The sequence below is a fragment of the Xanthomonas prunicola genome (assembly GCF_002846205.1).
Taxonomy (GTDB): Bacteria; Pseudomonadota; Gammaproteobacteria; order Xanthomonadales; family Xanthomonadaceae; genus Xanthomonas; species Xanthomonas prunicola.
Genome location: NZ_PHKV01000001.1, coordinates 396,068 through 416,090, shown reverse-complemented (window position 1 = coordinate 416,090; position 20,023 = coordinate 396,068). Strand labels below are relative to the sequence as shown.

Below are 20,023 nucleotides of genomic sequence, written 5' to 3'. Positions count from 1 at the left end.
CGCAGGGATCGTAGCATTCGCACCATCGGGCCGGGCCGATGGTGCGGGTCAATTCTCCGCTTCGGCCAGACGCATCGGGTCACGGTCCGGCGATTCGATCGCGGTACATAGGCGAAGCGCGGGCGATGCGCCCACAATAGGCATCCATCTGGCTGCCACGCACCGTCATGACCGATCTGTACGCAGAAGCTCTTGCCACCTTCGCCGCGCTGTATGCCGAGGCGCAGAACAGCGCCGAACCCGAGGCCAGCGCGATGACCGTGGCCACCGCCAACGTCGATGGTCGGCCGAGCGCGCGCACCGTGTTGCTCAAGGCTTTCGACGCGCGCGGGTTCGTGTTCTACACCCATCTGGACAGCGCAAAGGGCCGCGACCTGCAGACCCACCCCCAAGCGGCGCTGCTGTTCCTGTGGCGCAGCCTGCGTGAGGCCGGCATCCAGGTGCGTATCGAAGGCGGCGTGCAGCTGGTGAGCGCGGACGAATCCGATGCGTACTTCGCCTCGCGCCCGCGCATGAGCCAGATCGGCGCGTGGGCCTCGCTGCAGTCGCAGACGCTGGGTTCGCGTGAAGAGTTCGACGCGGCCATTGCCAAGGTCGAGGCGACCTTCGAGGGCCGCGAGGTGCCGCGTCCGGATGGCTGGGGCGGGTTCCGGGTGGTGCCGCAGGCGTTCGAGTTCTGGTACGGCGCCAAGTTCCGCCTGCACGAGCGCTGGCGCTACGAGGCCGACGCGGCCAGCCATTGGAGCAAGCGGATGCTGTATCCGTGAGTCCGCAGCCCGGCATCGGGCTGCGAGCCAGCTGAACGGGCGGTTTGCCTCGCCTGCCGCGCGCCCGGCCAGCTGACCTTCGGCCCTTTCTGACGGTCATCGGCAGTCTGTAGTATGTCCGGTCGTTGCAGGACTCTTGCTGCATCACCACCGCCGCATGACCACAGGACAGGACATCGTATGACGCAGTACACCACTGTCGAATTGCACGGCTTGCTGGCCGAGCGCTACCGTGGCCACCCAATCCATGTCGAACTGATCGACGGCCTGGAGCCGGCCATCAATCTCACCCTGGCCGACCACGGCGACATGCAGATCCAGGTTGCCGCTTCCGGCTCACAGGTTTTTGTCTCCACGCTGCTGGCCCATGCCGAGCACGTCAACGACCGCGCCGCCTTCAACGACGCCTGCCTGCGCCTGAATCCGCTCAACCCCCTGTCCAATCTGGGCTTGGTCCAGGTCGACGGCGAGGACCGCTACGTGGTCTTCGGCGAACTGTCGGCATCGTCAACGCTCGACCAGATCGACGAAGAAATCCAGACCCTGGCGGCCAATACGTTGGAAGCCGCCGAATCTCTCAAGCCGTTCTTTTCCTAAAGGCGTGTTGTCATGAGTATTTTTTCCAAGCTGATCACGTTGCTGCGTGGTACCGCACACGAAACCGGCCAGAAGGCGGTTGACGCCAATGCGCTGCGCATCCTGGACCAGGAAATGCGCGATGCCGGCGCCCAGCTCACGCGCTCGCGCGAAGAGCTCACCAAGCTGATGGCGCAGAGCAAGTTGGCCCAGCAGAAGATCGACGCGCGCGCCGGCAAGATGGCCGAATACACGCGCTACATCGAAGGTGCGCTGGCCAAGAACGATGAAGCATTGGCGCACGATGTGGCAGCCAAGCTGGCTGCGCTGGAAAGCGAGGATGCCGGTGACAAGACATCCAAGACCGCGCTGGACCAGTCGGTGGTAACGCTCAAGGCCACCATCCAGAAGACCGAAAACCAGCTGCGCGGCATGCGTCAGCAGATCGATACGGTCAAGGCCACCGACGCGGTGCAGAAGGCACAGGCGGCCATTGCCGCGCGCCATTCCGGCGCCAGCAGCAAGATGGGCTCGGCGCTGGAATCGCTGGAGCGCATCAAGGCGCGTCAGGCCGAAACCTCGGCACGCATCGAATCGGCCGAAGAACTCGAATCGTCCACCGGCGATGGCGATCTCAATCGGCGTCTGGCTGCGGCCGGCCTGATGGAAGGCGAATCCAACGCCGCCGCAGTGCTGGCACGCTTCAAGAAGCCGGCCCAGCTCGGCCACGACACCACCAGCGGCAGCGCGCCGCTGATCGGCCAGGTGCGCGACGTGCAGCAGGTTCCGCGCAGCGACAGCTGATCCGCCGCACGGCACAGGACGCGCCATGATCATCGTCGGAAAGCTGTTGCGGTTAGTGCGGCGCCACGTGCGCCGCGTCAGCTGGGGCATGGTGACGCTGGCACTGCTGGCGCACATGGGACTGAGCTGGGTGTTGTTGCTGTGGGCCGGCGAGCAAAAGCTCGTCGGCCTGGACGCGTTCCCGTATTACTACGTGACCACCGCCACCACCATCGGCTACGGCGACCTGTCGCCGGGTTCGGTGGCCGGGCGCTACATCGCCGCGTTCGCGCTGATGCCGGGCGCGGTGGCGCTGTTCGCCACGGTGCTGGCCAAGACCAGCGGCGTGCTCATCACCTTCTGGAGGCGCCACCACATGGGCAAGATGGCTTACGCCGATCTGCGCGGGCACACCATCCTGATCGGCTGGCAGGGCGCCGCGTCCACACGCTTGCTGGAGCTGTTGCTGTCCGACACCGCCACCGACGACGAAGGCGTGGTGCTGATCGCCGAAGGCGTGGCGGAAAACCCGATGCCCGACCACATGCGCTTCATCGCCGCCGAGTCGTACACGCATACCGAGGTGTACCTGCGTGCCGGCATTGCCGGCGCGGCACGGGTGATCGTCAACCCGCCCTCCGACGATCAAACGCTGGCAGCGGTGTTCGCGTTGATGGCGCATGCGCCGGCCGCGCATATCGTGGCGCACTTCGATTCGGCCAGCGCCGCGCGCTTGGTCAATTGCCATTATCCGGCCATCGAATGCACGCGCCCGATGACCGCCGAGATCCTGGCGCGTGCGGCGCAGGATCCGGGCAGCGCGGCGATCACCGCCGAGCTGCTATCGGTAGACGATGGCCCCACCCAGTTCAGTCTTGCTGTCCCCGCGAATGTCCAACCACTGGATTACAGCCGACTTGCGGCCGATTTCAGCCAGCGCGGCGCATTGCTGCTGGGTCTGCGCGCACCTGATGGCGCATTGCGCTTGAACCCGCCAGCACGCACCGCTGTCGCCGCCGGTGCCATGCTGTATTACCTGGCCGAGCAGCGCGTGCCGGCACACGCCGTCGCCTGGCAGGCCATGCGCAGCGAGGCGTCCCCCATTTCCACATCGCCACAAGGTGTATGACGATGAGTTTTTTCAGCAAATTGTTCGGTCAACCGCAACCGCCGCTGCTGCCCACTTCCGGTAGTGGCGCGATTGGTCACACGCTGCCGCTGGGGCTGCGTGTCGGTGGCCAGGTGGAAATTGATACCACCCTGTACCGCATGGCGCCCGAGGCCATGACCGCCGAGTTGCCGGGCGGGCATCAGGGCATTCCGTGCTACGGCCATGTCAATCTGGGCGATGGTTATGCGCTGCATCGGTTCTACCTTGACGACGATGCGTTTTTGCAGGTCACCACCGTGGGCGGCGATCTGGAAGCGATGAAGGCGTTCGTCTATTGCGAGACGGTGAATCCGCCCAGCAAGCAGGCGTTTCAGGAGTTTGTGATGCAGCATCCGCACCTTGGTGCGGCGCAGATAGAGTACGCGGGCAAGCAGTGGCAGCGCGCCACGCAATCCACCGATGACGCGTCGCGGATTCCGCCGATCGCCTACGACGAAGTGTTGTACCGCTACCAGCCACCGCGCCGCGATGGCGATCTGACCCATTACGCCATGCTCTACAGCCGCGACGTGCCGGAGCTGCAGCGAGAAGAATTTTTGCTGGTGACCGGCGAGGATTCCGGCCCCAACGAATTCTGCGTCACCTATGCGGTCGGTATCGATGTCACCGTCGCCGATCTTGATATCACCTGAGCGCGCGCTTGTCTTCCACCCACCTTGGTCCTGTCATGAACCCGATCAACCTGCAGAGTTTTCTCGCGTTTCTTTCCTACTTCGGCACCGGCCTGGGTGTGTTGATCGTCTCGGTGGTGCTGGTGACCCTGGTCACCCCGCACAAGGACTTCACCTTGCTGCGGCAGGGCAATATGGCCGCGGCCACCGCGCTGGCCGGCAATTTGATCGGTGTGGCGCTGCCGCTGCATTCGGCCATTACCCATTCGGTGAGCCTGGTCGACGCGCTGATCTGGGGCCTGGTGGCCTGCGGTATCCAGGTGGTGGCGTATCTGCTGGCCAATCTGGTGGCCGGGCGCATCTCGCGGCAGATCACCGACAACGTCACCGCTGCCGGTATTTTTTCGGCCGGCGTGTCGATCGCGGTCGGGTTGATCAACGCCGCGGCGATCACGCCGTAACGGAGCGCAGGCATGAAGCGATCACGCAATCTCAAACTCACCTTGATGGCCGCGCTGCCGGCCGCCTTCGTCACGGGCTGCGGCTCGGAGCCGGAGACCGGTGTGGTGCTGCAGTCGGCCTCGGACTGTTACCAGATCAAGAAGGAACAAACCGACATCCAGCAATGCCTCAAGGCCTACGACGAGGCGGTGGCCAAGCATCAGCAGGCCGCGCCGCGCTTCACCACGCGCTACGAGTGCGATGCGCAGTTCGGCAGCTGCACGGCGATCACCAATCCGCAAGGGCAGCAGAGCTGGATCCCGCCGATGGGCGGGTTCTTGCTGGGCTATGCGTTGGGCAATATGAGCGGCGGCGGCTACCGCTATGGCGGCTCGATCCCGCTGTATCGCGACTATCGCAGCGGCGGTTACTACAAGCCCAATGGCGATCTGGCCAGCAGTCGCATCGGTACGGTGCGCGGTCGCAGCGGCAGTATCGACATGCCTACGCGCGCCATCACCGTGTCGCGTTCGGGCTTCGGCTCCAGCGCAGCGGCACGTAGTTCATTCGGCAGCGGCGGGCGCAGCTCGGGCTTCGGCGGCTGACATGCAACGCATCCTGATCCCCGAACGCCCGGACTGGCGCACGCAGGCCGAATCGCTGGGTTTTCACTTTCACACCATCGACGGCGAGCCGTATTGGGATGAAAGCGCGTACTACGCGTTTTCGCTGCGGCAGATCGAAGACGACATCGAAGCGCCTACGCAAGAGTTGCACGACATGGCGATGCAGCTGGTGGACGAGGTGGTGGGCTCGGAAGCGTTGATGACGCAGCTGGCCATTCCGCCGTTCTACTGGGACTGGATCGCCAACTCGTGGAAAGAGCGCGACCCGCATCTGTATGGCCGCATGGACCTGGCGTATTCGGGCGACGGCCCGGCCAAGTTGTACGAACTCAATTACGACACCCCGACCTCGCTCTACGAGTCGGCATATTTCCAGTGGTTGTGGCTGGAACAGCAGATCGCCAGCGGTGCGCTGCCCAAGGGCACCGATCAGTACAACCTGATCCAGGATCTGCTGTGCGAAACGTTGGGCGCGCTGGCGGTGGATGGCGCGATCGGCGCGCAGATGCATTTTGCAGCAGTGCGCGACTCGCTGGAAGATCGCGCCACCGTGCGTTACCTGCGCGACTGTGCGCATCAGGTGGGCATCAGCACCGAAGAAGTCGCCATCGAAGACATCGGCCTGAGTGCGGAAGGCTGGTTCACCGATGAGCAGGATCGGGTGATCCACACGCTATTCAAGCTGTATCCGCTGGAATTCATGATGGAAGAACGCTTCGGGCCGGCATTGATCGCCGACCGGGTGCGCCTGATCGAGCCAGCCTGGAAATCGGTATTGAGCAATAAAGGCATCCTGCCGCTGCTGTGGGACCGCCATCAGGGCCACCCGAATCTGCTGCCCGCCCGCTTTGCGCAAGCCGGTGAAGCACCGACTGCAGGCTGGGTCCGCAAGCCGCTGCTGTCGCGCGAGGGAGCCAACATCGCGCTGGTCACTGCGCAAGGCGAGGCCGCACACACCGATGGCCCGTATGTGGATGGGGCGGCCATCTTGCAAGCGCATCATCCGCTGCCGGTGTTCGACGGGCGCCATGCGCTGGTGGGGAGCTGGGTTGTCGCTGATCGTCCCGCCGGATTGGGCATGCGCGACGACGATGGCCCGATCACTCGCGACACCTCGCGCTTCGTGCCGCACGTCATCACCGATTGATGCGCAGTTGCGCGTACATCGCCGCTGCGAAGTGGCGATGTACGCGCGGGACCCAAGCGTCTCTGCGTCAATCTGGATACTGCGTCAGGGAGGACGCCCAGCGTGTTGTCGGCAGCCACTAGGCCGTCGCGATGGATCTGCCTGTCGCACGTGACACAGTCGCCAGCGGCGCGCAAGGCCTGCGGCGCATGCAAGGCGACGCATCTTTTCCACACCCCCTGTGGATGGACGTTGCACAAGGCTGTGGACAAGTGCGCGCAGGCCCCGGCCTGCAACGCTGTCAAGATGGGTGGCGAAAAAATGACCAATCGGTTGCAGGAGACCTTTTTCGTTAGTGGTCAACGCGATCCCGGCAGGATCGGCAAGGTGCTCGGCGCAGGCATCGCTGCGACATGTAGGCGAGTCGTGCGCGATGTCTGGACTCGCTAGTGAGTGTGGAGGTCGCATCATTCGTGCCGAGCGGACGCGCCAAGCACGCCATTGGCCTGATGCAATCGACCGACCAGGCTATGTCAGCACCCTCCGTACTGCGTCACTTCGATGCCCGCGCTCGCCGCCGCAGCAGCGATTAAATGCGTCGCGCCAAGAAAAAACTCACCACCGCCAGCAGCCACGCCAACGCGAACACGCTCAGGTAGGCGGCGGTGGTTGCCGATGTCAGCAGCGCGGCGAACACTGCGCCGGCCAGTGCCAGCATGGCCGCCACCGCAATGGCTTCGCTCAATTGCAAAGCAGAACTGTTGGTGCCTTGCTGCGCTGGTGGCGACAGCGACAGCGTTACCACCGACAGGCTGGGATACAGCAGGCCCATGCCCAGGCCGGTCAGTGCCCAGCCGGCGATTGCCGACGGCACAGGAATCGCTGGCCACACCGCGCCTGCACTGATCGCGATACCTAGCGTCATCAGCAGCGCCCCGGTCTTGAGCAGGCGGGGGCGCGACCAACCGGCACGGCTGTGGCCCTGGTACCACGAGCCACTGAACCAGCCCAATGCGCCCACACTCAGCGCCACACCTGCCAGCAGCGGCGAGAGCCCGCGCTCGCGCGACAGCAGTAGCGGTAAAAAGGCCTCAAAGCCGAAGAATGCAGCGGCAGCAGTGCCACGTAGCGCGATCACGCTGGGCAACCCGCGCGCAAGCCGCAACGTGCCGACCGGCAGCAGATGCCAGGCGCAATACACCGCGAGCAGCAGCGCCGGCAGCATCGCGGCCGGCACCAGCATGCCGTGCAGTTGCCCGCCCAGATACACACCAAGCACGCCCAGCGCCGCGCCAACGGCCCAGCCCAACGATGCAGTTGGCGCGTCGGAAACCTCGCTTGTCCAGATCCGCCCGCGCAGCGCCGGCCACAGTAGCAATCCAGCTGGAATCGCCAGTAGCGGCACCGAGAGGAACACCCAGCGCCAACCCGCATGTTGCACGATCCATCCACTGATGCCTGGCCCGATCAACGAGGGCACCACCCAGCCGGCCGAAAACGCGGCAAATACGCGCGGGCGCAAGCCTTCCGGATACAGCCGTCCGACGATGACGTACAACGCCACCGAATACGCGCCGGCACCCAGCCCCTGCAGCAAACGCCCGACGATGAGCAACGGCATGCTCGTTGCCAGGCCGGCAACCAGCAGGCCGATCACAAAGCACAGCAAGCCGGCAGCCAATGCACCGCCGGGGCCGCGGCGGTCGCTCCAGCGCCCGGCTGCGGTCATACCGATCACGCTGGTGGCCAGGGTGCCGCCGAATGCCAACGCATACAGCGGCAGTCCGTTCAATTCGCGCGCCACCGTCGGCATCGCGGCAGCAACTGCCAGCGACTCGAAGGCGTTGAGCGACACCAGCGCCACCATGCCCAGCGTTGCCGCGCGGTAAGGCGCGGCCAGGATGGAGGTGGGCTGCGTTTCGATGGGCAGGCTTGTGGCAGTGATCGGTATCTCGGTGGGCATCGAACATCCGGGGAAAAGTGTGTAGAGCCATGACACAGGTGCTTGCACCGGTGATGGCCGCGCAGCATCCTGCCTCAACCTAGGTTGAGGTCAAGGCAATGCAGCGTGAGTTGTCCGTGGGCGAGGTGGCCAAGCGCAGTGGCGTGGCGGTGTCGGCGCTGCACTTTTACGAGCGCAAAGGCTTGATCAGTAGCCTGCGCACCGCCGGCAACCAGCGCCGTTACGGACGCGATGTGCTGCGGCGGATTGCGGTGATTCGCGTGGCGCAGCGGCTCGGTGTGCCGTTGCAGCAGGTGCTCGATGCCTTCTCTGTATTGCCTGAGCAAGGTACGCCCACGCGTGCGGAATGGGCGCGCATGTCGGCGCGCTGGCGGTACCAATTGGACGCGCGCATCAACGAACTGCAGGCCTTGCGCGACCAGCTCACCGACTGCATCGGTTGCGGCTGTCTGTCGCTGCGCCGCTGCCGGCTAAGCAATCCGGACGACGTGCTGGCCGATGGCAGCGTCGGCGCGTGGCCACGCCGCGGCGCAGGCTGACGGCGGTCTCTCATCGGGTTGTTCAACCCGGGCAGGCGCGGGCGACCCGCAGTAAGGGCGCTTCGGTTGCCAATCGGTTGCCAAAGACAGCGACTGCAGTCGCCACCGCAGGATCGCCGGATTGACCCAGCAAGAGCGCAAGCTGTTCGTCGGTGGCAGTGCCGCGATGGTGACGATGGCCCCCAGACGGGAACACCCCGATGCAATGACGCCTGCCGCGTGTGGCGCATCCGCAGGCCAGACGCGTTGGCCGTCAGCGGTATGCGGGAGGGCTGTACGGCGCAGGCTTGGCGGACACCAAGCCTGCGCGCCTCGATAGACACCTCACGCTGTATAGCATGAGGTGTGGCATCACACGTCTAGAGTCCGGCGCCGCGGCGGATGGTCCACAGATCGTCCGAGAGGTCGCGGTTGGTCACGTAGGCGTAGGGCATCGTGAAGTAGCCCTGCTGGCCCCACTTGGTGCCCCAGGAGTTGCGTACGATCAGCCGGTGCGAGGCATTGTCATAGCCCACGGCCAGCACTGCGTGGCCGCCGACCAGTTTTTCGTGTGGCCCGGGAAGCTCCACCACGCCGGTCTTGGCGACCTCGTCCGATTCGAAGGATTCGTAGACGCTGAAACCGAAGACGAACGGATAGCCGTCGGCCAGACAGGCCTGCATGTCGCCGAGCGTGCGCAGGCGCATATAGGCGGTAATGCAATGGTGCTTGGCCTGTGTGTAGGCTTCCGGCTTGGGCCTCTGGGTGAAGCGGCTGATGTCGTAAGGGCACAGGGCTTCGGCGCAGACGCCCTGGTGGGCAAGCGTCTTGATGCCGGTGCGCAGCTCGCTGCCGGAATCCTGCGCGACGGTGCCAGTGAGGACCCGTTCGTTGTAATAGACGAACAGCCGGCTCAGATCGGTCAGCGTCAGGCCATCCTTGCGTTCGAGGAACTCGAGCGCTCCGACCAGCGCGTTGGCCGTGCAACTACCGAGATCGCCCTGGTCTTCGACCGCCGAGCAGGTCGCACGCAGGTCCACGTGCGGCGGCAGGGAAGATTGAGCCTGCGGCGTGGTGTAGGACAGGTCACGGTGGTCGGGCAGATCGGGTTTCCAGCCGTAGTTGCGCGTGGAATGGGGCCGGGACGCGGCAGTGTCGGTCGGCTTGGTCGTTGCACTTTTTTCGGTCATCAGAACTTCGCTAAGACGGTATGAGCGTAACGAATAGCATGTAGTCCGGCGTCACCGAGATCGATGTTGCCGGGGGATGTCGTCAGGAGCGAAGCGACAATGCGCCTCCCCAGTGTGGCTTCGCGCTCGGGCGATGTGCGCGGAGCGATACGGGCAGTGCCGACGTTGGCAAGAAGCGATGTCTGGCCGGCCAGGGCGTGTCACGCGGGGTGTTGCAGCTGCCGTCAAGCGCAGCACCGGTGCCGAGGCCGACCGGGACCAATGGCAGTGCCATTGCGGGGGGGGGCGCCCGTAGAATGGGCGTTCCCCATGTCGCAGGATCCGGTATGTTCCCCTTCATGCGCCGCTCGCTCGCCGTCACCCTGTCGCTGGTCTGTCTGTCCGCGCAGGCGTCTGCCGCGGCTGTCATTAATGCATCCGGCTCGGCCAGCAGCTTCGATCCGCTGGCCTTGTTCGCCCCGCTGCAGCTGCCCGACGCGCCCACCGCCTACCGCAGCGGCAGTGGCGTGCCCGGTCCGCTGTACTGGCAGAACCGCGCCGATTACGACCTTCGCGCCAGTATCGACCCGACGACGCACACGCTCAGCGGCGAGGCCGCCATCGCCTACACCAACCACAGCCCCGACACGCTGGACGTGCTGTGGCTGCAGCTGGACCAGAACATCTACCGTGTCGATGCCCGCGCTGCCGCCAGCCGGCCGCTCAAGCGCAAAGAGTTCACCGATGGCATGCAGATCGCCAGTGTCGAGATCGATCAAGGTGGGCACCGCCAGCCAGCGCATTTCGTTGTCGACGACACGCGGATGCGGGTGGATCTGCCGCAGCCGCTGGCCGGGCAGGGCAAGGCCCTCACCCTGCATATCCGTTACCGCTACACGATTCCCGGCACGTGGGGCGGCCGCACTGCGGTCAGTGCCAGCAAGCAAGGCGAGATCTACGAGATTGCGCAGTGGTACCCGCGCATGGCGGTGTACGACGATCTGCGCGGCTGGGACACGCAACCGTATCTGGGATCGGAGTTCTATCTGGAGTACGGCAATTTCGATTATGCCGTCACGGTGCCGCAGGGCTTTCTGGTCGCTGGCTCGGGCGCGCTGACCAACCCGCAGGACGTGCTCAGCCGCACCGAGCAGCAACGCCTGGAGCAGGCGCGCGACAGCGACCGCACGGTGCTGATCCGCACGCCTGACGAAGTGACTGCACGTGCGGGCAAGCCGGCGGGCAAGGGCACACAGACCTGGCGCTTCCACATGGACCATACCCGTGATGTCGCTTTTGCCGCATCGCCGGCGTTTGTGTGGGACGCGGCGCGCATCAGGCTGCCGGGCGGCAAGCAGTCGCTGGCAATGTCGGTCTACCCGGTGGAAGGCGTGGGTGCAGACAAGTGGAACCGTTCCACCGAATACGTCAAAGGCGCGATCGAACATTTTTCGCAGTGGTACCCGTATCCGTGGCCGGCAGCGATCAATCTGGGCGGCTATGGCGCAGGCATGGAATATCCGGGCATCGTTTTCGACGGTTTCGAAGACGGCGGCAAGGACTTGTTCTGGATCACCGCGCACGAAATCGGCCACACCTGGTTCCCGATGATCGTCGGCTCCAACGAGCGCCGGCATGCCTTCATGGATGAAGGTTTCAACACCTTTATCGACGTGTATGCATCGGATGCGTTCAACAAGGGCGAATACGCGCCCAAGCGCGATTCGGAATACGCACCGAAAGGCGGCAACCCGGTCGACGAAATCCTGCCGCTGCTGGCCGATACCCATGCACCGACGCTGATGGACAACGCCGATTCCACCAGCGAGACCTATCGCCATCCGCTGACCTACTTCAAGGGCGCCTTGGGACTTGTGCTGTTGCGCGAGCAGATTCTGGGGCCGGCGCGCTTCGATCCTGCGTTTCGCAAATACATCGCCACCTGGGCTTACAAGCATCCCACGCCGTCGGATTTCTTCCGGCTGATGGAAAGCGAAAGTGGCGAAGATCTGTCCTGGTGGTGGCGCGGCTGGTATCTCAACAATTGGCAGCTGGACATGGGTATCAGCGAAGCGCATTACGTCGACCACGACCCGTCCAAGGGCGTGCAAGTCACGCTGCGCAGCCGGCAAAAGCTGGTGATGCCGGTGACCTTGCGTGCGGATCTGGCCGATGGCAGCCATCTGGACCGGCGCGTGCCGGTGGAAACCTGGCTGCAGACCGCCACGCCCACGGTCAACCTACCGACCACGCAGAAAGTGCTGCACGTGACGCTGGATCCGGACCATGTGCTACCAGACGCCGACCGCAGCGATGCGCGCGTGGACGTGACCGGCTGAGCGTGACGACAGGACATGCACGCTGACGCTGACGCGGCCGCAGGCGCGGTCGCATCAGCGGCCCACTGCGGCGACGACGAAGAGGGCAGATAGGAAACGCCTGCGTTTACCGCCAGACGAGCGCAGCCGCTGCCTCGCTTCACTAGGAAGCACTCATCCGCTGAGGCTCTTGCGCACTGTCGCTGTCCGCCCGTCGACGACTGACGACTTTTTTTGTTTGCCGCTCCAATGACGGCGCAATCGATTGCGAAGGTTGCGCCGTCTTAGTGCGTGCGAGATCCCTGCTGCTGCACTGACACGTTCGCAAACGTGCAAGCGGCATGGCACATGCACCTTGCTGCTGCATACGGTGCATTGCCGAGTCTGGCAATCGCAATCAAGCCGCGCGACGGGGGCTGCCGTTCGTGGGTTTGCGCAATCACCCTATCAGGCCCCATCCCGACAATTTCATTGTGCAAATTTCGCCGCGCGGCTTGCCGGTTTTTGCGTAATGCCTTGATAACGCTTACAGCCCCGCCAGCGTTGACAACTGCATGCGGGCTCAAGCGACTGCCGTATCGGCTGTAACGATGCACACCCATCACTATGCTGCAACGCACGGTGACAAGCGCTTTGTGCCCTGACTAGTCTGCGCGGCATGTTAGCGCTATCACTGGCTGACAAGCCGGGCAAAACACTCGTCACAAACGCAGCAAGGGCAGAGCGTTGTCATTGCTGCGCTGGGTAGAAGCGCATGCATATCGCAGGTCAACGATCGAAGGGGCGATCGGCGGCTTGCGCGCTAGGGGATAGAGCGAAGGGCAGCTGAAACAACGTAGAGAGCGGTTGTCGAGTGGTGATGTGGTGCGGCGTAGCGGCAGGCGTGCCAATAGCGCACGTCCGATCCAGGCGCCCGCTGCGCCTGCGTGGCAGCCGCATCCGCGTTTGACTAGTGGCTCCAGTAGGTGCAGTAGCGGTCACCATGGCTCATTGGCCGGTGGCCCTGATTCCGCCGTCTCGCATTTCGCGATATCGGCCGTTGGCGTTTGGACTCCACTCCCGAGGACACATCGATGCGTCGTACGTTGAACAGCTTCAAGTCGAAGGCCATGTTCACCTTCGTTGGCGGCCTGTTGGTCATCAATCCCGCGTTTGCGCAGGATGTCGCTCCGCCGCCTGCGCCAGCGCCGCAGTCCAGCAGCGATTCTGCGACCACCCTGGATGCCGTCAACGTGACCGGTATCCGCAACAGCCTCAACCAATCGATGGGCATCAAGCGCGATGCCGCCGGCGTGGTGGATGCGATCAGCGCCGAGGACATCGGCAAGTTTCCGGACACCAACCTGGCCGAATCGCTACAGCGCATCACCGGTATTTCCATCGAGCGCCGCGATGGCGAAGGTGCGCAGGTCACGGCACGCGGCTTCGGGCCGCAGTTCAATACCGTCACCCTCAATGGTCGTCTGATTCCCGGTGCCGACGCGTTCGGTGCGCCCGGCCAGACACCGATCGGTGGTGTGGATGTCGGCACGCGCGCGTTCAACTTCGCTCAGCTCGCTTCCGAAGCCATCACCGGCATCGAGGTGTTCAAGACCAGCCGCGCGACAGCGCCCAGCGGCGGCATCGGTGCGACGATCAACATCCAGACCGACAAGCCGTTCAATCACGATGGCGTGGTGGCCAATGCCGGCGCCAAGATGGTGTCGGACCGTTCCGAACCCTTCGGCGATTCGCTCACCCCGGAAGTGTCGGGCATCTTCAGCTATACCAACCCGGACAAGACCTTTGGTATCGGCTTGAGCGCCAGCTACCAGAAGCGCCACGGCGGTTCGGTGCAGGCCACCGAAAACACCTGGAATATCCAGCGCTGGACCGGCACCGACCCGGCGCTGCGCCCGGACGCGGTGGTGACCAATGCACCGGCGATCGGCCAGCTGTACGGCATGCCCAACGATCTGCGCTACGCATTCGCCGATTTCCAACGCGAGCGCATGAACGGCCAGGCGGTGATGCAGTTCGCGCCCACCGATAGCTTGACCCTGACCCTCGACTACACCTATTCGGCCAACGAAATTCGTGAAGAGCGCGGCGAGCAGGGCATCTGGTTGCAGCGTGCCAACAGCTTTACCGATCTGACCTTCGATACCGGCCAGGCCGTGGCCACGCCGGTCTATCTGCGCGATGTGCCCAACGGCGCCAAGGACTTCGGCATGGAGCAACAGCGCAACGAGCAGAAGTACAAACTCGGCTCGCTGGGCTTCAATGCGGATTGGCAAGTGAGCGATCGCTTCCAGTTGAGCTTCGATGCGCACAATTCGAAGACGCAAAGCCTGCCCAATGACCCGACGACGGGCGGCAGCGCGACCTACTTCAGCTTCGCCGGCACCAACAACTGCACCAATGGACCTTACTGCGGCGGCCAATGGGGACAGGAACTGTGGTTCAACAATTCTCTGCCGATCGGCGCACGCACCTGGTATCCCACCGCAGCCGATTCGCTGGCAAACACCAATGGCGTGGTCAATCCCGCTTTCACGCCTGCCGAGCTCGGCTCGCAGGTGCTGCGCATTTTCTATCAGAAGCAGGTGACCGAAACCAAGGAAGGACGCCTGGACGGCAAGTTCGACTTTGACGACGGGCGCTTCCAGTTTGGCGTGAGCTCGACCAACACCACCATGCAACGCCGTGTCAGCGAGACCAACTCGCCGCTGGGCGATTGGGGCGTGGCCAATGCGGGCAACGAACCGGGAATGGTCGCACTGCTGCAGCCGGTGAGCATCACCGGCATGTTCAAGGATTTCAACCCCAGCGGCGCGGCGTCCAGTGCATGGCGTGGCGATGCCGATCAGCTGGCCCTGTGGGGCGGAAGCCAGTACGGCGCGACCACGCGCTACAACCCGCAATACACCGCCGACAACCGGGTGGAGGAAAAGACCCGCGCGGCCTACGTGCAATTGGAAATTGCCGGTGCCATCGCCGGGATGACCACCAATACGCGTCTGGGTCTGCGCTATGAGCGCACCGACGTGGAGTCCACCTCACAGGTGGCCACGCCTACCGCGCTGCTGTGGCTCTCCAACAACGATTTCCAGTTGATCCGTTCCACCGACCAGCAGCCTTTCAGCGAGAAGACCAGCTACAACTACATCCTTCCCAACATGGACTTCAGCATCGATTTCACCGATCAGCTGAAAGGTCGTGCCTCGTTCGGTCAGACCATTGCGCGTGCGCCGTATAACAATCTCATCGCAGGCCCCACGCCCAATACTCCTAACGGCTCGATCCTGATCAACCCGTCCAACCGCGCAGGTGGCGACTCGCAGACGCCCACACTCGATCCGTTGGAATCGGATAACCTCGATCTGGCGCTGGAGTGGTATTTCGCTGACGCCAGCTATGTGTCAGCGACGTTCTGGAACAAGCGCGTGAGCAATTTCATCGGCAATACCGTCACGCGTGAATCGCTGTACGGACTGACCGATCCCACCTCGGGGCCGGATGCCCAGGCTGCACTGGCGTTCCTGCAAAGCGGTGCCTGTGCCGCGCAGGTGGGCGCAGCCGGCAACGATGTCGCGGGTGCATGTTCGGCCAACGACACCTCGCTGTTCGCGGCAATGGCCCTGCTGCGCAATGCGGCTGCTACCGGCGGGCTGAACGCCTATAACGGCAGTTCGGCGCAGAGCCTGGCGCTGGAGAACGCCTACGATATCGCCGGCAATGCCTCCGACCCCCTGTATCAGTTCGACGTGTCCCGGCCAATTAACCAGAACAAGGCCAACATCCACGGCTGGGAACTGGGTGGCCAGTACTTCTTCGGTAGCACCGGTTTCGGCATCTACGCCAACTACACCATCGTGGAAGGGGATGTGGCGTTCGATAACACCGTGATCGACCGCGATCAGTTCGCGCTGCTCGGCCTGAGCGACACCGCCAACGTCATGCTGATGTACGAAAAATATGGCTGGAGCGCACGCCTGGCCTGGAACTGGCGTGACGAATACCTGATCGCGGCCAACCAGGACAACGCCAACCGCAACCCGTACTACGTTGAGCCCTATCAGCAGTTCGACCTCAGCGTCAGCTACGCATTCAACAAGCAGCTGTCAGTGGGCTTTGAGGCGATCAACCTGACCGGTGAAGACGTGCGCTGGCATGGCCGCTCGGAGAAGCAGATCATCCGCTTGATCGACCAGCAGCCGCGTTACACTCTGGGCGTGCGGTACGCGTTCTGAGTCGTCACGCCGAGGCGTTTTAAGCTGTAGCCGCTGCGGCCGCCATCGTGTGATTGCGGCCGCAACCGGTTGCGGCGCCGCTGCTCGCTTGCGATACGCAGCCGTGTAGGGGCGTGGCACGGTCTTCTGTCTGTGCCTGCGCAGTCACCCTTGCGGTGTGCACCCGCGACCTGCGCGCTTGCGTTCGCAGTGACGCAGCGCATTGCTGCCCTGCGGCTTGCCGGCGCACACATTTTTGGCAATGCTCAGTATCGCCATGCGCGCGGGGAATGCGTGCGACCGAATCCCTTCATGACTGCAGCCCTGCGCGACGGACGGCTGCTGGAGTTCTAGATGACGCGATACGCAGTGCTCAACAACGTGGCGCATCACGACTTGCGCGTGATCCTGCGCTTTGGCGCGGAATTCGGCGATGCGGTCGGCGTGGTGCCGGCTTTCGTCACCGAATACGCCGAGCTGCAGCGCGAGTACCCGCTGTTCTTCCGGCAGGATCCGGCCGGGAGTGGTTACCAGTCCGTGGCGCTACTGGGCTTTGCACAGGACGAGAACCTGTTTCTGCAGGACGGGCGCTGGAATGCCAGCTATCTGCCCGGCATCGTGGCCAAGGGTCCGTTCTTGATCGGTTTCCAGGAGCAGAACATCGACGGCACCCTGGTGCAGGAGCCGGTGATCCATGTGGACCTGGAGCATCCGCGCGTCAGCCGTAACGAGGGCGAGGCGGTGTTTCTGCCGCAAGGCGGGCACAGCCCATATCTGGAGCACATCATTGGTGTGCTGCGCGGTATCCGCGAGGGCGTGGACGCAGGGCAAGCGATGGCGGCTGCCTTCGACGCGCTGGGCTTGATCCAGCCGGTGCGCCTGGACGTCGCGCTGGATGCCAGCCACGCCACGCAGTTGCAGGGGTTGTTCGCCATCGACCGCGAACGGCTTGCGGCACTGGATGCACAAGCACTGCATCAATTGCATCAGGCCGGCTATCTGGAAGGTGCCTTCCTGATGTTGGCATCGCTGCACAATGTGCGCCGGCTGATGGCCGAGAAGCAGCGCCGCCTACAGCAGTCGCCCAGCGACGCCGCTGCCGCGTAGGCCTGAGCGCATGGCCGCACGTGCCACCGATCCATCTACCGCCACAAGCACCGCCATCGCCGAGCGTAGCGATTGCGGCCCGGACGCATTGCCGCTCGCCGAACTTTGCGACGCCGCCGAGCCGGTGGTGCTGCGTGGCATCGCGCGCAATTGGTCGCTGGTGCAAGCCGGGCTGCGCAGCGCCGAGGACGCCATGGCGCTGTTGCGTGCGCGTGATACCGGGCGCCCCTTGCAGTATTCCTATGGCAGCCCGGATATCGGCAGCCGCCCGTTCTATCGCGACGATTGCAGCGCGCTCAACTTCGAGGTGCAGCGCGGTAGCCTGAGCACGCTGCTGGATGCCATCGCTGCACACCGCGATGATGTGCAGCCGCCCACCTACTATCTGGCCTCGCTGCCGGTGGATGCCAACCTCCCTGGGTTACGCACAGACAACGACCTGGATGTCGCTGCCAACGGCAGCCTTGTACAGCCCAGCATCTGGATCGGCAACCGTGTGATCGCCTCGTGTCACTACGATGCGCTGGATAATCTTGCCTGCTGCGTAGTGGGGCGACGGCGCTTTACGCTGTTTCCGCCGGAGCAGGTCGCCAATCTCTACCCAGGCCCGCTCGATCCCACGCCTGGCGGGCAGGTAGTGAGCATGGTCGATTTCGCCCGCCCGGATCTGCAGCGCTTTGCGCGTTTTGCCGATGCATTGCCACACGCACGCAGCGTGGTGCTGGAACCGGGCGATGCGTTGTTCATCCCCAGCATGTGGTGGCATCACGTCGAGTCGCTGCACCCGTTCAACGTACTGATCAATTACTGGTGGAGCAGCGCGCCGGCACAACTGCCTGCAGGGATGCCGGCGCTTTACCACGCGCTGTGGGCCATTCGCGACCGCCCCGCCGCGGAGAAGCAGGCGTGGCGCGCGCTGTTCGATTACTACGTGTTCGGCCCGGCCAAACGTGCCGGCGAACACCTGCCCGAATCGGCGCAACATGCGCTGGGCCCGATCGATCCGACGCTGGCACGACAGTTGCGCGCCATGCTGATCGGCAAGTTGAACCGCTGATGTGCAACACCGCTCTCAACCCATCTGACAGGAACGCGCAGTGACTCAGGCTCAGATTCGCAAGGTGGTGATCGCCGGTGGTGGAACGGCCGGCTGGATCGCTGCCTGTGCGCTCTCGCATCAATTCCGCGATTTGCTGGACATCACCCTGGTCGAGTCGGAGCAGATCGGCACTGTGGGCGTGGGCGAATCCACCGTGCCACCCATCCGGACCTTCCACCGGTTTCTGCAGATCGACGAGCAGGAATTTCTACGTGCGGTGGCCGGCACCTTCAAGCTGTCGATCTCGTTCGAGCATTGGCGGCGTCAGGGCGAGCGCTACATCCATCCGTTCGGCATCACCGGGCAGAGCACCCTGGTGTGCGCGTTCCATCATCTTTGGCTGGAAAGTCAACGCCGCGGCATGCCGGGCAGCTTTGGAGATTACTGCCTGGAAACCGTGGCCTCGCGCGTGGACCGTTTTGCGCTGCACGGCGAGCCTGCGGTCAATTACGCCTATCACCTGGATGCAGCGCTCTACGCCAAGTTTCTGCGTGCGCGCAGCGAGGCCTGCGGCGTCAAGCGTATGGAAGGCAAGATTCAGCAGGTGACCGTGCAGCCGCACAGTGGCGACGTCGCCAGCCTGGTGCTGGAAGACGGGCAAGTGATCGAAGGCGATTTGTTCATCGACTGCAGCGGCTTTCGCGGTCTGCTGATCGAGCAGACGCTGCACACCGGCTACGAAGACTGGAGCCATTGGTTGCCGTGCGACCGCGCGGTGGCGGTGCAAACCGAAGCCGTCGGCCCGCCGGTGCCGTATACCCGTGCCATCGCGCACGAAGCCGGCTGGCGTTGGCATATTCCGTTGCAGCATCGCGTCGGCAACGGCCTGGTGTTTTCGAGCAAGCATCTGTCCGATGACCAAGCGCATGCCAAACTGCTGCGCGATGTCGCCGCGCCTGCCGTCAAGGACCCCTGGATGGTGCCGTTCCGCACCGGCCGCCGGCTCAAGGCCTGGAACAAGAATGTGGTCTCGCTCGGTCTGGCCAGCGGCTTTATCGAGCCGCTGGAATCCACCAGCATCCACCTCACCATCTCTGCGGTGGTGCGGCTGTTGGCACTGTTTCCGGCCGAAGGCATCGCGCCGTCGCAGGTGCAGCTGTTCAACGACGTCAGCCGCGCTGAAATGGAGCACGTGCGCGACTTCGTCACCTTGCACTACCACGCCACCCAGCGCGACGAACCGCTATGGCAGCAGTGCCGGCAGATGGAGCTGCCCGAATCGCTCGCGCTGCGCCTGCGTGCCTGGCGCGAACGCGCACATGCGTGGCAGGGCGCGGATGAATTGTTCCGTGTCGATTCCTGGACTCACGTGCTGATGGGGCAGGGCATTGCGCCCGAGCAACACCACCCGCTCACGCGCGCGTTCTCCGACCACGACCTGCGCCGCCTGCTCGATGGTATCGCCCAACCGATCCAGCACGCGGTGCAACGGATGCCGTCGCAACAGGCCTTTATCGAGCGCTATTGCAAGGCGGGCGCACAGGTGTGGGGGATGCGCAGCCCGGTGCCCGCCTAGCGCCGGCCTCCTGGCGACAGT

At 64.0% G+C, this 20,023-nt stretch carries 16 protein-coding genes; 14 read left to right on the top strand and 2 right to left on the bottom strand.

The features are described 5' to 3' along the window. Positions 1-167 precede the first annotated feature (167 nt). The 8 genes from pdxH (at position 168) to XpruCFBP8353_RS01930 (ending at position 6,122) form a co-directional block, all read left to right on the top strand. Entirely contained in the window at positions 168-767 is a 600-nt protein-coding gene (pdxH, locus tag XpruCFBP8353_RS01965) for a pyridoxamine 5'-phosphate oxidase (protein ID WP_101361691.1), read from the top strand. A gap of 180 nt (positions 768-947) precedes the next feature. Further along, the gene (locus XpruCFBP8353_RS01960) at positions 948-1,364 is read left to right on the top strand and encodes a YjfI family protein (protein WP_012445807.1); all 417 of its coding nucleotides are present in this window, start codon (positions 948-950) and stop codon (positions 1,362-1,364) included. A 12-nt stretch (positions 1,365-1,376) separates the two neighbouring features. Next, complete coding sequence (locus tag XpruCFBP8353_RS01955) at positions 1,377-2,147, top strand: PspA/IM30 family protein (RefSeq protein ID WP_101361690.1); 771 nt, start codon at positions 1,377-1,379, stop codon at positions 2,145-2,147. A gap of 25 nt (positions 2,148-2,172) precedes the next feature. Then, entirely contained in the window at positions 2,173-3,255 is a 1,083-nt protein-coding gene (locus tag XpruCFBP8353_RS01950) for an ion channel (RefSeq protein ID WP_101361689.1), read from the top strand. Beyond that, positions 3,252-3,929, top strand: a complete 678-nt coding sequence (locus XpruCFBP8353_RS01945) for a YjfK family protein (protein WP_162300918.1) — start codon at positions 3,252-3,254, stop codon at positions 3,927-3,929. Before XpruCFBP8353_RS01950 ends, XpruCFBP8353_RS01945 begins: the two co-directional genes overlap by 4 nt. Positions 3,930-3,964: 35 nt before the next feature. Continuing rightward, entirely contained in the window at positions 3,965-4,369 is a 405-nt protein-coding gene (locus XpruCFBP8353_RS01940; RefSeq protein ID WP_101361687.1) for a DUF350 domain-containing protein, read from the top strand. Positions 4,370-4,381: 12 nt separating this feature from the next. Further along, positions 4,382-4,954 carry a DUF1190 domain-containing protein gene (locus tag XpruCFBP8353_RS01935; protein ID WP_101361686.1) on the top strand — a complete coding sequence of 191 codons (573 nt, stop codon included), beginning with the start codon at positions 4,382-4,384 and terminating at the stop codon, positions 4,952-4,954. A 1-nt stretch (position 4,955) separates the two neighbouring features. Further along, entirely contained in the window at positions 4,956-6,122 is a 1,167-nt protein-coding gene (locus XpruCFBP8353_RS01930; RefSeq protein WP_101361685.1) for a glutathionylspermidine synthase family protein, read from the top strand. A 568-nt stretch (positions 6,123-6,690) separates the two neighbouring features. Here XpruCFBP8353_RS01930 and XpruCFBP8353_RS01920 read toward each other — a convergent pair. Beyond that, positions 6,691-8,064, bottom strand: a complete 1,374-nt coding sequence (locus tag XpruCFBP8353_RS01920) for an MFS transporter (protein WP_101361684.1) — start codon at positions 8,062-8,064, stop codon at positions 6,691-6,693. Between the two features lie 98 nt (positions 8,065-8,162). Here XpruCFBP8353_RS01920 and soxR point away from each other — a divergent pair, with 98 nt between their 5' ends. Then, complete coding sequence (gene soxR, locus XpruCFBP8353_RS01915) at positions 8,163-8,603, top strand: redox-sensitive transcriptional activator SoxR (protein ID WP_101361683.1); 441 nt, start codon at positions 8,163-8,165, stop codon at positions 8,601-8,603. A gap of 359 nt (positions 8,604-8,962) precedes the next feature. Here the strand turns inward: soxR and XpruCFBP8353_RS01910 are convergent, their stop codons facing one another. Next, a complete protein-coding gene (locus tag XpruCFBP8353_RS01910; protein WP_101361682.1) occupies positions 8,963-9,772 on the bottom strand; it encodes a C1 family peptidase in 810 nt (269 codons plus the stop codon). A gap of 326 nt (positions 9,773-10,098) precedes the next feature. Between XpruCFBP8353_RS01910 and XpruCFBP8353_RS01905 the strand changes: the two genes are divergently transcribed. The 5 genes from XpruCFBP8353_RS01905 (at position 10,099) to XpruCFBP8353_RS01880 (ending at position 20,002) form a co-directional block, all read left to right on the top strand. Next, complete coding sequence (locus tag XpruCFBP8353_RS01905) at positions 10,099-12,090, top strand: M1 family metallopeptidase (protein WP_101361681.1); 1,992 nt, start codon at positions 10,099-10,101, stop codon at positions 12,088-12,090. Between the two features lie 1,052 nt (positions 12,091-13,142). Further along, positions 13,143-16,301 carry a TonB-dependent receptor gene (locus XpruCFBP8353_RS01900; protein WP_162300917.1) on the top strand — a complete coding sequence of 1,053 codons (3,159 nt, stop codon included), beginning with the start codon at positions 13,143-13,145 and terminating at the stop codon, positions 16,299-16,301. A 333-nt stretch (positions 16,302-16,634) separates the two neighbouring features. Beyond that, positions 16,635-17,387, top strand: coding sequence for a SapC family protein (locus XpruCFBP8353_RS01890; RefSeq protein WP_101361679.1), 753 nt, complete (start codon positions 16,635-16,637; stop codon positions 17,385-17,387). A 10-nt stretch (positions 17,388-17,397) separates the two neighbouring features. Further along, entirely contained in the window at positions 17,398-18,444 is a 1,047-nt protein-coding gene (locus tag XpruCFBP8353_RS01885) for a cupin-like domain-containing protein (protein ID WP_101361678.1), read from the top strand. A gap of 40 nt (positions 18,445-18,484) precedes the next feature. After that, positions 18,485-20,002: a tryptophan halogenase family protein gene (locus XpruCFBP8353_RS01880; RefSeq protein WP_101361677.1), complete on the top strand. Its 1,518-nt coding sequence runs from the start codon at positions 18,485-18,487 to the stop codon at positions 20,000-20,002. Positions 20,003-20,023: the final 21 nt, after the last annotated feature.